General features: G+C 39.2%; 10 protein-coding genes, 2 pseudogenes, 1 riboswitch and 1 other annotated feature. Of the genes and pseudogenes, 2 read left to right on the forward strand and 10 right to left on the reverse strand.

All coding sequences use genetic code 11. The annotated features are described in order from the left end of the window. Positions 1-25 precede the first annotated feature (25 nt). Positions 26-919, forward strand: coding sequence for a YitT family protein (locus tag B5P37_RS05875; protein WP_085237357.1), 894 nt, complete (start codon positions 26-28; stop codon positions 917-919). Positions 920-1,082: 163 nt separating this feature from the next. On the opposite strand, the gene B5P37_RS05880 is transcribed toward B5P37_RS05875, so the two are convergent. The 10 genes and pseudogenes from B5P37_RS05880 to hutH all read right to left on the reverse strand — a co-directional run bounded on the left by B5P37_RS05880 (position 1,083) and on the right by hutH (position 13,429). After that, positions 1,083-2,366 carry an adenylosuccinate synthase gene (locus B5P37_RS05880; protein WP_085237358.1) on the reverse strand — a complete coding sequence of 428 codons (1,284 nt, stop codon included), beginning with the start codon at positions 2,364-2,366 and terminating at the stop codon, positions 1,083-1,085. Positions 2,367-2,663: 297 nt separating this feature from the next. Next, positions 2,664-4,061: a replicative DNA helicase gene (dnaB, locus tag B5P37_RS05885; RefSeq protein WP_085237359.1), complete on the reverse strand. Its 1,398-nt coding sequence runs from the start codon at positions 4,059-4,061 to the stop codon at positions 2,664-2,666. A gap of 194 nt (positions 4,062-4,255) precedes the next feature. Next, a complete protein-coding gene (gene rplI, locus B5P37_RS05890) occupies positions 4,256-4,702 on the reverse strand; it encodes a 50S ribosomal protein L9 (RefSeq protein ID WP_085237360.1) in 447 nt (148 codons plus the stop codon). Next, a complete protein-coding gene (locus B5P37_RS05895; RefSeq protein ID WP_085237361.1) occupies positions 4,699-6,666 on the reverse strand; it encodes a DHH family phosphoesterase in 1,968 nt (655 codons plus the stop codon). Before B5P37_RS05895 ends, rplI begins: the two co-directional genes overlap by 4 nt. Positions 6,667-6,670: 4 nt before the next feature. Next, positions 6,671-7,582 carry a DUF2232 domain-containing protein gene (locus B5P37_RS05900; protein ID WP_085237362.1) on the reverse strand — a complete coding sequence of 304 codons (912 nt, stop codon included), beginning with the start codon at positions 7,580-7,582 and terminating at the stop codon, positions 6,671-6,673. Positions 7,583-7,802: 220 nt separating this feature from the next. Next, positions 7,803-8,767 (reverse strand): annotated as a pseudogene (metX, locus tag B5P37_RS05905) (homoserine O-acetyltransferase MetX). 82 nt (positions 8,768-8,849) lie between these two features. Beyond that, a riboswitch (SAM riboswitch) is annotated at positions 8,850-8,953 on the reverse strand. Between the two features lie 62 nt (positions 8,954-9,015). Beyond that, the gene (locus B5P37_RS05910; protein WP_085237363.1) at positions 9,016-9,345 is read right to left on the reverse strand and encodes an AzlD domain-containing protein; all 330 of its coding nucleotides are present in this window, start codon (positions 9,343-9,345) and stop codon (positions 9,016-9,018) included. Further along, the gene (locus B5P37_RS05915; RefSeq protein ID WP_085237364.1) at positions 9,342-10,034 is read right to left on the reverse strand and encodes an AzlC family ABC transporter permease; all 693 of its coding nucleotides are present in this window, start codon (positions 10,032-10,034) and stop codon (positions 9,342-9,344) included. The genes B5P37_RS05910 and B5P37_RS05915 overlap by 4 nt, the downstream gene beginning before the upstream one ends. Before the next feature lie 287 nt (positions 10,035-10,321). After that, positions 10,322-11,602, reverse strand: coding sequence for a serine--tRNA ligase (serS, locus tag B5P37_RS05920; protein WP_085237365.1), 1,281 nt, complete (start codon positions 11,600-11,602; stop codon positions 10,322-10,324). An 82-nt stretch (positions 11,603-11,684) separates the two neighbouring features. Continuing rightward, positions 11,685-11,879 (reverse strand) — a binding site (T-box leader). A 48-nt stretch (positions 11,880-11,927) separates the two neighbouring features. Further along, positions 11,928-13,429, reverse strand: a pseudogene (gene hutH / locus B5P37_RS05925) (histidine ammonia-lyase). 402 nt (positions 13,430-13,831) lie between these two features. On the opposite strand from hutH, the gene B5P37_RS05930 reads away from it, so the two are divergent. Then, entirely contained in the window at positions 13,832-14,644 is an 813-nt protein-coding gene (locus B5P37_RS05930) for an NAD(P)H-hydrate dehydratase (protein ID WP_085237366.1), read from the forward strand. The last annotated feature ends 141 nt before the right edge of the window (positions 14,645-14,785 follow it).

Genomic DNA, 14,785 nt, shown 5'->3' on the forward strand with positions numbered 1-14,785 from the left:
TAGAAAGCTTTTAGGAGGAACGTTTATGGAATTTCAAGAAGCGCCCACGGTCTCTTACAAACGAGAAAAGCCTAAAAAAACACGTCAATTTTTTAAACGGTTTTTCTTCATCACTTTAGGCGCAGTGCTTATGGGCGTAGCACTGGAACTATTTTTAGTACCGAATCATTTACTTGATGGTGGCATTGTTGGTATTTCAATTATTCTTTCTCATTTAACTGGGTTTAAGCTAGGGGTTTTTATTTTCATTCTGAACTTGCCCTTTTTCTTCTTAGGTTATAAACAAATTGGTAAAACTTTTGCGATTTCAACAATATATGCCATTTTTATTCTCTCCTTTGTCACAATCATTTTACATCCTGTTGATCCAGTGATTCATGACAAATTTTTAGTCACTATTTTTGGGGGTGCCATTCTTGGTATTGGTGTCGGTACGGTCTTGCGCTATGGAGGGTCATTAGACGGGACAGAAATCTTATCCATCCTTGTCCACTCAAAATTACCTTTTTCAGTCGGCGAAATCGTTATGTTTATTAATTTTTTCATTTTTGGTATTGCTGGCTTTGTTTTCACTTGGGATAGTGCTTTGTTTAGTGTCATTGCCTATTTTATCGCTTCTAAAATGATTGATACGGTATTGCTTGGCTTTGACGAATCAAAAGCCGTTTGGGTCATTAGCGATGCCTATAAAGATATTGGGGAAGCCATCAATTCTCGTCTCGGTCGTGGTGTCACTTATTTAAAAGGTGAGGGCGCATATACCGGGGAAGATAAGCGTGTTATTTTCTGCGTGATTACGCGTCTTGAAGAAGCCAAATTAAAAGACATTGTCATGGAAATCGATGCAAGTGCGTTTCTTTCTATCGGTAATGTTTCGGAAGTTCGTGGAGGAAACCATCGCAAGCGCGACATTCATTAAAACGTTAATGCACTTCATCTTGAATAGCAAAAAAAGCAGTCGAAGTTGAATGCTCGACTGCTTTTTATTTTAGGAACGTCACGAACATCTCAACATGTGTGTGCGCTCATTTATAGGTCAGTCTTCCGGTAGTGTTGCCGTTAGACTTACCGCACTGAAGTGTTTACCATAATTTCTCAACAATATTCGTCTGATTACGATCTGGACCTACTGAGAAGATTGAAATATGAACATGACATAATTCAGAAATGCGCTTTAGGTAACGACGTGCATTTACCGGTAACTCGTCTAAAGTTCTTACACCCGTAATATCTTCCGTCCAACCCGGTAACGTTTCAAAAATCGGTTTACAACGTTTTAAATTATTTAAGTTCGCTGGGTATTCCGTGATTTCCTTACCATCTAGCTCATATGCCGTACAAATCTTCACTTCGTCCAATCCTGTTAAAACATCGATTGAATTGATAGATAAGTCTGTGATACCACTCACACGTCGAGAATGACGCAATACAACAGAATCAAACCAACCTACGCGACGTGGACGTCCAGTTGTCGTACCATACTCACGCCCTACTTCACGGATATGGTGACCTTTCTCATCAAACAATTCTGTTGGGAATGGGCCATCACCTACTCGCGATGTATATGCCTTACATACACCAACCACTTTTGATACATTTGTTGGACCTACACCAGCCCCGACAGTCACATTCCCAGCAACAGGATTACTTGATGTCACGAACGGATATGTTCCATGATCAATATCTAACATAACGCCTTGTGCACCTTCGAATAAAACGCGTTCTTCGGCTACAAATGCATCATCTAACACCTTAGCTGTATCCGTCACATAAGGTGCCAAACGCTGTCCAGCTGCATAATACGTTTCAAAAATCTCATCGAATGACGGTGCCGTTTGATTGAACATGCCTTGGAAGTAGTCATTTTTATATGCTAAGTTTTCTTTTAATCGTTGTTCGAAAACTTCTTTATCCAATAAATCAGCCATGCGAATTCCTATTCTTTGTGCTTTATCTACGTAAGCTGGGCCAATACCTTTTTTCGTCGTACCGATTTTATTATCACCACGACGCGCTTCTTCAAGTTCATCTTGTTGAATATGATAAGGTAGGATGACGTGTGCGCGGTTTGAGATGCGTAAATTATCTGTTGTAATACCTCGTTCATTTAAACCATCTAATTCTTTTAATAAAGCGACTGGATCTACAACAACACCATTACCAATCACAGCGAGTTTATCCTTATAGAAAATACCAGATGGCACTAAATGTAATTTATATGTTTCTCCATCGAATTTTATCGTATGGCCTGCATTATTACCACCTGAAAAACGTGTGATCACATCTGCTTGTTCCGCTAAAAAGTCTGTAATTTTACCTTTACCTTCGTCTCCCCATTGTGTCCCAACTACTACGATTGATGACATAAGAGCACCTCCAAGTTTTCTCGATTAACCAAACTGTATTTTACCAGTATCACACTATGAATGCAAATCAAAAAACGAACATTAAAAAATCAAACCGGACGCCACTTTATATCTATCATAAAAATAGCGCGGGCCTTAGAACCGCGTGTTTTACATAGTCTTTATTATGGTTTGTGTCATATTAAAAATCCTAACTTACAGCAATTTCAAAAAGTCAATACAGACTAAAAACCGTACATTAAAACATCGAAAGTTTAAAACGTACGGTTTCTGAGTGATTATTTTTATTTTTTCTTGTTATCCCATATCGGCATGTGCATAGTCAATATCTGTAAATTTATTATATTGCTTCATAAAATGCAGTTTAACTGTACCTGTGGGACCGTTCCTTTGCTTAGCAATAATGATTTCAATCTCACCGTTCTCATCATTTTTTTGTGGTTCAAATCCATGATCATCATCGTCATCTTGCTCACCGCGATTGTAGTAGTCATCACGATATAAAAATGCCACGATATCAGCATCTTGCTCAATCGAACCGGATTCACGAATATCACTCATCATCGGACGCTTATCTTGACGTTGTTCCACACCACGTGAAAGCTGACTCAATGCGATGACTGGGCACTCTAGTTCACGTGCAATGGCCTTTAGCGTACGCGAAATTTCTGATACTTCTTGTTGACGATTATCAGAAGCGCGCGAACCACTTCCTTGAATGAGCTGTAAATAGTCTATCACAATCATATCGAGGCCATGCTCTTGCTTTAATCGGCGACATTTAGAACGAATATCCGTGATTCGGATGCCCGGAGTATCGTCAATAAAAATTTTCGTTCGTGACAATTTCCCTACTGCTACCGTAAAGCGATTCCAATCCTCTTCTGTCATTGTCCCCGTACGTAATCGATTCGAATCGACATTTCCTGAACTACAAATCATACGCGTGGCTAACTGATCTGCGCCCATTTCCAGTGAAAAGATGCCTACTGTATAATGATCTTCATGTGTCGCGACTTTTTGAGCAATATTTAGTGCGAAGGCAGTCTTACCTACTGAAGGACGGGCAGCTAAAATGATTAAATCATTACGATTAAAACCCGCTGTCATCTGATCCAAATCACGATACCCTGTCGGAATCCCAGGAGTTTGACCGCTATTTTGATCAAGTTTTTCCGCATTATCATAAACTTGTCCTAATACGTCTCGAATATCTTTAAATCCATCGCTCGCACGTGCCGAAGAGAGTTCTAGAATGCGACGTTCTGCGTCACTGAGTACCGTGTCTAAATCCAGTTCATCATTGTATCCATCGTTAGCAATTTGGTCTGCAGTATGAATCAATTTGCGCTTTACCGCATTTTTGAAAACGACGTCCGTATAGTACTGAATGTTTCGCGTCGTTGGAACATTGGACGTAATCTCAGCAAGATATTGCGGTCCTCCTATTTCATTGACCACACCGTCTTGTGTCAGTCGATCCAAGACCGTCACAATATCAATGTCTTTCCCATCTTCATTCAGGTCCATCATCGCACGGAATATATGTTGATGCGCGCCACGATAAAAAGATTCAGGCAATAAAATCTCTTGTGTGGATGACATCAATTCTGGGTCTAAAAATATAGCCCCAAGTACAGATTGTTCCGCTTCATGACTGTGTGGCATTCGATTATGATCAAACATTTCATCCATGCCAATGACCTCCTCAATTTTATTCCATATACTTAACATATTCTATAATAATCTAGACGGTTTCACAATAACTGACCTCAACTGTCCATCTCAGCAATCACTGATTCGGACTGACACGATGCCATCCATCCATGACTTATGCCATCCATACAAAAGAGCCGGTGACACCAACCGCACCAGCTCTTAACAAACACTTATTGCTCTACCGTATGTACACGAATCGTTCCTTCAACATCTTTGTGCAGCTTAACAGGGACATTCGTATAACCTAACGCATGAATACCATGAGGTAAATCCATCTTACGCTTATCGAGTTTAATATCATGTTGTGACTTTAACGCCTCAACGATTTGTTTCGTACTAATAGAGCCGAATAATTTTCCGCCCTCACCTGATTTTGCCTTTACGACAACTTCTAGTTCGGCCAATCGCGCTTTCAACGCTTTTGCTTCTTCAAGCACTTGTTGTTTATCCTTTTCAATGCGCTTGTTTTTTTGCTCCAACTGTTTCAAATTACCAGGTGTTGCTTCCACAGCATAACCATTTTTAATTAAAAAGTTATTCGCATAGCCCACAGGGACCTCTTTCACTTCACCTTGTTTTCCTTTACCTTTCACATCTTGTGTAAAAATTACTTTCATGATTCGTCACTCCTATCCAATTGTTCCTCAATCGCTTGTTGCAATTTTTCGATGGCTTCTTCAACAGTGACCCCTTCAATTTGCGTTGCAGCATTTGTCAGGTGACCGCCACCGCCCAATGCTTCCATCGTTAATTGTACATTAAATTCACCAAGAGAGCGTGCTGACATCCCAATCAGATTCTCTTCACGCCGTGCCACAACATAAGCGGCTTCCACACCATCTAAACTTAACAATTCGTCAGCGGCTTGTGCAACCGTCACAGGATGATAAATTTTTTCATCTGCCCCGTGTGCAATCGCAATGCCATTATTTTGTAATTTAACTGTACGAATCAATTCCGAACGATTAATATACGTCTCAATGTCATCCTTTAAGAAATGTTGTGTCAATATCGTATCCGCACCGTGTGCACGTAAATAACTAGCCGCATCAAAAGTTCTTGATCCCGTACGCAACGTAAAGTTTCGTGTATCGACAATAATCCCTGCATACATCACTGTCGATTCTAAACGCGTTAAACGTTGTTCCGTTGGTTGATACTCGAGTAACTCAGTGACCAACTCGGCAGTGGAACTTGCATACGGTTCCATGTATACGAGTAACGGGTTTGAAATAAAGCTATCACCACGGCGATGATGGTCAATCACAACTTTACGATTCGCTTTGTTTAAAATGTTCTCGTCAATGACCATCTCAGGTTTATGTGTGTCGACAACGACAAGTGTTGTCCGTGAAGTCATCATATTCCACGCATCATCTGAAGTCACAAAGCGTTCTTTCAACTCAGGCTTCTCATCAATTTCGTCCATGACACGCCGTAACGTTGGATCAATATCTGACTCATTCAACACAATATACGCTTCTAAGTTGTTCATCATGGCAAAGCGTGTGACACCAATCGCAGCACCGATTGCATCTAAATCTGGACGTTTATGTCCCATCACAATCACTTTGTCGCCTTCTAACAAAATGTCTTTTAATGCGTGGGAGATGACACGCGCTCTCACTCGTGTACGTTTTTCCATTGGATCCGTTTTACCGCCATAGAAACGCACATTACCATTCATGTTTTTTATCGCCACTTGGTCACCGCCGCGACCGAGTGCAAGGTCTAGTCCTGATTGGGAAAGTTCACCTAAATCAATTAAGTTCTCTGAGCCTTCACCTATACCAATACTTAATGTTAGCTGCGCGCGGTAACCGACACTTTTTTCACGAAGCTGACTCAGAATATCAAACTTGGTTGACTCTAACTCACGTAAAATGCGACGATTTAAATATGCGATGAACTGATCTGAACTGTAACGTTTGAAGAACACATGATGCGTTTGTGCCCAACGACTAATCACACGGGTCACCATCGAGTTGATTTCTGAACGTTGGGTATCATTCATATTTTGCGTGATTTCATCATAGTTATCTAAAAACAATGTTGCAATAATCGGTTGTTGGTCATCATATGCTTCTTGAATCGCTGCTTCTTCTGTAATATCCAAGAAATACAGCATCTGCTCTTGTTCTGAATAGCGTACGCGATAAGCATAGGTCCCATCTTCAATTTCTATTTCTCTCGCTTTTTCGAGTTGTTTTAAAATATTGGGGTACACTTCGTTGATTGGATCTGATATCACATTTCTCTCAATCCGTTCTGACATAAAAGGATTAACCCACTCGATTTGATCATTATCATCTAAAACAATCAAACCTAATGGCATCGTCTTCACTGCGCGGTCGCTACCAATCGATATTTTACCGCTCAAACCATCTAAATAATGGTCTAAATGATGATACAATCGTCTAAATATAAAAATACTGATAATGAGCATGACAAACAACAAAATAGCAGCTAAAAAGGCAAGCCATTGGTTAAAGAAAAATAATACACCTACAATGATTATTGCTGTAACGGTCATCACTAAAAAAGGGACAACGAGCGATTTCTTCATTGAATGACGATTCATCTTGTCACCTCTTATCATTTTTAATCATACGTTTTAAATTCAATCCGAGATCAAGTAAACCAATTAAACGTGTCATGGGGTAGAATATAATTCCTACAATGACGAGCAATACTTTTAGTGCGTTCGGCATACGTTTCACTGTGGAAAAATAATGAATGAAACTAAGCCCCTGCACAATCAACAAAAATCCTAAAACGAGTTGAAAGTTAATGCCAATACTATTCGGTGTCGTTGCAGGAGGTGTCGTAATGGTTGTCAATAATGCCAATGCATACATAATAAAAATGGAACGCTTCATTTGCCATGAATAGAGTGGACGAAAGACTGGCGTTGCCACCTTGAACTTGCGCAATATTGGAAAAATCACTGTTAACGCCACGATGAGATAAATAGCAATGGCAATGACGATCATCCCTGGCATTTGTATAGCAAGTTGCTGAATAGAATGATTTAAAATGTCTTGTGCCTGTTGATCTAAATTTTGTAAAGTTGCCGCTTGCTCCACTATTGAGCGGTACGGTTGTAACAAGGCATCTGCATATGGGAGCTTTTTCATACTCTGTAGTATCATCATCACACTCAAAATCAGTATACTCGCCGTCAGTGTACTTACATATATAATGCGTTCTTTAGACGCACGTTGCTGCAACAATTGAGCAATGACCATACTCAACATTAAAGTAATGATTAGTAATGACATGACCCATACATTGCCTGTTAGCGTCGAAAGTACAATCGTTATGAACGCAACAAGCCCAAATGAATGTTGAGATCGGTACCATAATACGATGCCGGGTATGAATGCAAAACACGCTAAAATCAAAGCCAACCACGGCATGAGATGTATCACTAAAATCATCACGAGTAAAGCCACCGTGCTGATGAGTGTTGCTTTAAGATCAATTTTCGAAAACAAAGAAGCCACTTCCAAACTTTTTTAATCTATAGTCTTTATTTTACAAGTTTTGTAATATGAATACAATTTGCACTATTTTATTTTCCGCATCTTACCACTCAATTACAAAGCTTTGTGTTGTTTGAACAAACTTAGAAAAGCTATATTCTAGCTATTATCCCTAAAATATAGCTTTTTGTCTAGTATTCTGAGCGAACATATTTAACATAAAAGTAGGGTATTACCGTCTAAACTTGGAAACTTTTAAAAAATGATATAAGTAGGGGGCCCAATCATTAAAATTCAAGAGAAAACCATCATGTCCTACGTTATCAGGAACAAAAAAGTGGCGATGAAATTTAAAATATGCGCCTAATGCTTCAACTTGATCATTAGGATACAACAAATCATCTGTAAACCCAAATGTCAGTACTTTCGTCTCTAATTGTTGGAATACTGCTTCAACATCATCACGACCTTGATGTATATCATGACTGTCTAACACACCAAGAAGTGTGAGATAACATTGTAAATCAAACTGCTCCTTAAATTTATTTCCCTGATACTTTTGATACGATACGACTTCATCTGGGGTAAAGCGGGCATCATAGCTTTTAGAAGAACGATAGGTTAAAAATCCAAGTTGTCTAGCGATACTCAGCCCTTCCTTACCCCCTAAGTAAATCGCTTGACGTGCAATCTCATTAAAAGCTCGACTATATGAAGAGGTTTTTTCTGTGGCTGCAAGTATAATCGCTTTTTTAACATTAAATTTTTGATTGTATAGAAGTTCCATGACTTGCATCCCCCTAAAGAGCCACCAATGAGTACATCAATCTGCTGATAGCCCAATGCAGCGATACCCATCTCAAGTGCACGGACAATATCGCGCAAGGTCAATTTTTGTGGAAAATTAGGATCGGTTAAACGGGAACTTGAACCAAATGGACTACCAATCACATTAAATGTAAGAAATTGATAATCATGTACAGGTACATACCCTCCATCAATAATCTCACGCCACCAACCTGGCTTTTCTTCTGTACCATACGTTAAGTGGTTGCCTGTTAGCGCATGGCAAACAACAGCAAGGGGTTGACCAGAATAGCCTACATATTCATAGCGTAATTTTAAATTTTCAATCGACTCACCCGACGCTGTCATAAATGGGCCCAATTCCAAAGTATCTACTCGATAATTCATCATTTAAGACTGCCCTCCCTCTAAAAATAAAAAAGTCATATTACCTTTATACGGCAATACAACTCAGTAAATCAGTTAACGAATGAACTTATCATCCACGTGTGTGGTTGGTTGTAGCACCGTACTTAGATGTTTAAGTGGTTGCTGAAGTGTCACAGGGCCAAATCCCTCAACTTCTCTCAATAAGTTTTTTATGATATCTAGTTTGAATTTCATCATACCTTATATAGGTCATATATGCAAATGATTAATTAGAATAATCCGATAATTCTCAAAAATGCAACACTCACCATTCCAATAATGACGGTAACAGTTAAACTTTTTGTCCACAATGCAAAAAGTATTGTAGGAATCAGTGCCCATATAAAAATCCAATTCAACGTATACCCCATGACGCCCTGTTGCTGCTGAATCAAACCGTCCACGACTAATGCAGTAAATAGCGTAATAGGAATAAACGTGAGCCATTTTAATACTTTTTCAGACAGCTCAACTTTAGAAATCATCACAAATGGCGCAATACGTATGAGCAATGTAACTAAACCTGATAAGACAATCGTCCAAAATAAATATAATGTCATCGATCAATCACCATCCCTATCGTGGCACTACATGTAGATGCAAGCAAAATCGCCAAATAAGAAGGCATAAAGAGACTTAATAACAACATCATGACAATGACGATACCGACTAAAAAAAGATAAACGCGTAGTTTCGTTTTTGTTATCCCTTCAAATTGTGAAATCGCTAAAAAGATAAACATTGCCGTAATCGCATAATCGAGCCCAAAAGTTTCAGGATGTTTGAAAAAATCTCCAAGCAATGCACCTAACACCGTAACAAGCGCCCAAAATAAATAAGCCAATACATTTAAACCATACATCCATTGATGCGTAATAGAGAAACCTTTCGTATAAGGGGTAATCGCAACCGCAAACGTTTCATCGGTCACTAAACTCCCCACGCCTATTCTATGTAAAATAGAGTGCTGTTTAAATTGTGGCGCTAAGGTCATACTCAATAAAAACATGCGACTGTTGACAATCGCCGTCGTCAAAACGATAATCCATATCGGTGTCTGTACCGCAACCAATGTGATAATAATAAATTGAGCAGCCCCTGCATAGACGAATAATGAAAACAACAGAATTTCTAAAATACTAAAACCTGAAGCAACACTCACAATACCAAACGAAAAGCCTACCCCTGCATAACCTAATAATGTTGGAATGCAATCTTGTATCCCTTGTTTAAACGTTGTATAACGCAAAAGACTCACCCCTTAAAAATTAGTATTTATTATATTATAGGATATCACACTATGCCAAGAGGTTAGTCTAACCTCAATCATACCGAAGTCTAACCGGAAGTGTAAAAACATTGTCATACCCGCAAAGATACGTTTTTAGAAAATTAAGAAAAAACAATGTCGCTGTCCTGTGCTTATGAAGCACGTGTAGGTCTACAACGACCGAATGACATTTTGTTCTACAATAAAAAGCCGAGAGCATCCTCGGCTTTTTACATAAATATTTTTAGATTTTTCAACGTATTGGCTTACTGCGGTTGAATAACCGTTTGTCCACCCATAAATGGTACTAATGCTTCTGGCACTGTGATCGTCCCGTCTTCATTTTGATAATTTTCTACAATTGCAGCAAATGTACGTCCAACCGCCAATCCAGAACCGTTTAATGTGTGAACATACTCTGGTTTTGCATCTTTATCACGTTTAAAACGAATATTAGCACGACGCGCTTGGAAATCTACACAGTTGGAACATGAACTAATTTCTTTATAATCTTGGTAACTTGGTAACCACACTTCTATATCATACGTTTTACTTGCACCGAAACCAATATCACCTGTACATAGAATGACACGACGATAAGGTAATTTTAGCGCTTCAAGAATCGCTTCTGCATGTGTTGTCATTTCTTCCAACGCATTCCAAGAATCTTCCGGCTTTTCTATTCTCACCATCTCTACTTTATTGAATTGATGTAAGCGAATCAATCCTCGTGTATCACGACCGGCTGATCCCGCTTCACTTCTAAAACAAGCAGATTGTGCTGTAAATTTTGCTGGTAATTGACCCGGTTGAATGATTTCGTCTCTATAATAATTCGTTAAAGGGACTTCTGCTGTAGGAATGGTATACATGCCTTCCTTTTCAACTTTGAATAAATCTTCTTCAAATTTTGGTAACTGTCCTGTCCCATACATCGATTGGGCATTGACCAACTGAGGCACCATCATTTCTTTGTAACCGTGTTGTGTGGTATGCATTGTAATCATGAAATTCATCAAAGCCCGTTCTAATTTCGCACCCTCATTTGTTAGAAATACGAATCTCGCACCCGATACACGTGCTGCACGATCAAAGTCCGCCATTTCAAGTGACTCTACTAAATCCCAATGCGCTTTCGCTTCAAAGTCAAATTCACGAGGAGTCCCCCATTTTTTTAATTCTATGTTCTCTGTATCATCTTCACCTTCAGGCACATCGTCATGAATTAAGTTAGGAATACGTGACAAAACGTCTTTCAATTTCTTTTCTGTGTCTTTCAATTGTGCGTCAATCGCTTTGATTTTTTCGCCAACTTCACGCTGTGCTTTAATGGCATCCTCTGCATTTTCTTTATTCCGTTTCTTTTCAGCAATTTGTTGTGAAGCTTTGTTACGTTCCGCTTTTAAATCCTCTGTTTGTTGAATATCATCACGGCGTTGTTGATCTAACGCTAATACTTCATCCACAACAGCAGGATCCATTTGGCGCAAAGCGATTTTTTTCTTTACTTTTTCAGGTTCATTTCTAAACAATTTGATATCTAACATAAGACAACTTCCTTTCTTTGTTCTCACATGGATTAAACGGCGCATCACGTATGGAGTCAAAATAAAAACCACACCCCTCAACACAAGGGACGTGGTTCGACGCGTTGCCACCCTATTCAACAGACAAAAAATGTCTGCACTCTCACAAATTGATAACGGTTTTACCCGCATTGTTTTCTTACATGGATAGATTTCATATAGCGCTGTACATTTGTTTTCACCAACCACAAACTCTCTAATTCCAGTTCTATATTACTTATTCCACAAACAATATTGTATTCGATTTCGTGTTTAATATAACAAACAATTTTTCGAATAGCAAGTTTTATTTTTGATAGGCCAATGCTTGTAAATAATGGGCTACATTTTCGATATCTTGATGGAACTGTCGGTCTGTTTGTATAGAAGGCACCACTTTACGCAACGCCTCATACTGTTCTCGTGTCTTCGGTGAGAGTTGATCGACATTCCGCAATTCCACTGCTTGAGCAGCAATAATCGCTTCAATTGCTATGACTCTGCGCGTATTTTCTAAAATTTGGTATCCATGTCGTGCTGCAATTGTCCCCATTGAAACATGGTCCTCTTGGTTTGCTGAAGATGGGATAGAATCCACACTCGCGGGGTGTGCTAAAGTTTTATTTTCTGAAACAAGACTCGCCGCAGCATACTGCATAATCATTGCACCACTTTGTAAACCCGGTTCCGGACTTAAAAAAGCTGGTAATCCCCCATTTAATTGTGGATTAACAAGTCGTTCTAAGCGGCGCTCTGCCACATTCGCGAGTTCGCTCGTTCCAATTTTTAAGAAATCTAGCGCAAATGCAATGGGCTGTCCATGGAAATTCCCCCTGAAATGACCAAGGTCTCATCATCTTCACTAAAAATAAGTGGATTATCATTTGCTGCGTTCATTTCAAATTCTAACTTCTCACGTACATACTGAATCACCTGAAAGCTTGCACCATGGATTTGTGGAATACACCGTAACGTGTAAGGGTCTTGAACGCGCATTTCACCTTGTCTTGTTGTGAGTTGTGAACCTTCAAGCCAGTCTAACATCCGTCTTGCTACAGCTGTCTGCTCTTCAAAATTACGCACACGATGCACCGCTTCATGATATGCATCTGTAATACCTCGTAGGGCTTGATGCGTGAGTGCCGCAATCCATTCAGATTGATAAGCTAAGTTTTCAGTTTCAATTAATGTGATGACACCTTGTGCCGTCATCGCCTGTGTTCCATTAATAAGCGCTAAGCCTTCCTTCGCTTGCAAAGTTAATGGTGCATGCTGTAATTGTTTTAAGACGTCCGAGCTGTCTAAAACTTCCCCTTGATATGCCACTTTCCCCTCACCAATCAATGCCAACGCAAGATGTGAAAGTGGTGCTAAGTCACCTGATGCACCGAGAGAACCTTGTTGTGGAATGATAGGGATGATGCGCGCATTAATAAAGAAGACCAGTTGATTCACTAAGTCCATCGTGACACCTGAATGCCCTTTTAATAATGTGTTTAAACGCAAAATCATCATCACTAACGAGACATTAGACTCGAAAGGTTTCCCCATTCCACACGCATGTGAACGAATTAAATTTACTTGTAATTGATTGTATTTTTCCTGATCAATACGTACATCACTAAACAAACCAAAGCCCGTTGTAATACCATAGATGGTTTCTTTATTTGCAATAATCCGTTCTACAATCGCGCGACTCTTTTCGACACGTGTTTGTGCATCGGACGTCACTTCAACTTTTCCTTCATGCGCTAAAAACGCACGAATCGCCTCAATGGTTAATTGTTCTCCTGTCAAACGTAATATCATGATTATCCCCCGTCTTCAAGCACTTGCCGTTATACCTTTATTTCAGCTCTATCGATTGCGCAAAAGATGACCCCTTGTGCCTTCATAAAAATATGACACGCTTGTTTCCTTCAGTATAGAATTGTTAAAACACACATACAATACTTTTCGCCAAATCCGTAATATGGTATCAAATTAATCATTTAACGTATTAAATTAAAATAATGTGTCATTTTACTTTTGATTAACAAGTACAAATAAGGATAAAAATAATAATTCAATTAACCTATGTAGTGATTTAAATTAATAGACATAACAGATGATATTGCGACTAAACATGAGAATGGCTATTGACGAAAGACCAAACCAGGTATAATATATCTTGTTGTAATAATGGAAAATCCAGATAGGAGGGTCTCAAACGTGAAAACATTGTCAGCTGTTCATATACCTAAACGTAAAGAAGAGACACATAAAGGCGATTATGGACGTATCTTATTGATTGGCGGTAACGCAAACCTTGGTGGCGCAATTATGTTAGCAGCACGTGCTTGTGTTTACAGTGGAAGTGGTCTCATTACTGTCGCAACACACCCAACAAATCATGTCGCGCTCCATTCTCGTTGTCCTGAAGCGATGGTGATTGACATCAATGACACGAAAAAATTGACAAAAATGATTGAAGCTTCGGATTGTATATTGATTGGTCCAGGTTTAGGATTAGATTTTAAAGGTAATAATGCGATGACATTTCTTTTACAAAATATTCAACCGCATCATACCTTAATTGTTGATGGTGATGCAATTTCAATCGTCAGCAAATTAAAACCTGAGATTCCAGCTTGCAATGTCATTTATACCCCACATCAAAAGGAGTGGGAGCGTTTGAGTGGCATTCCAATAGAGGAACAAACTTATGAAACAAACCGAATGGCTGCTGATCGCTTAAGAGGCACAGTCGTACTTAAGAAACATGGGACAGAAATCTACTTTAAAGACGATGACTATAAGCTAGAAATTGGAAGTCCTGCTATGGCTACTGGCGGAATGGGTGACACACTCGCTGGGATGATTACAAGTTTTGTCGGACAATTTGACAATTTAGTCGATGCGATTACAAGTGCCACTTATACACATAGTTACATTGGAGACAAGTTATCACAAGAAATGTATGTCGTTCCGCCATCAAAGATGATTGATGAAATTCCGTATGCCATGAAACAATTAGAAAGTTAAATCATCTGCGACATCACACACGGGTTTATCGATACAAAGCTTAGGGCGTATTGAGACGATTGTTGTATTAAAATATTGTCTCAGTTCCGCTATAGTTTTGTCGGACATTATCATGCCTTTTTACGTGATCAGTCCCCCATA

Source organism: Staphylococcus lutrae (assembly GCF_002101335.1).
Taxonomy (GTDB): Bacteria; Bacillota; Bacilli; order Staphylococcales; family Staphylococcaceae; genus Staphylococcus; species Staphylococcus lutrae.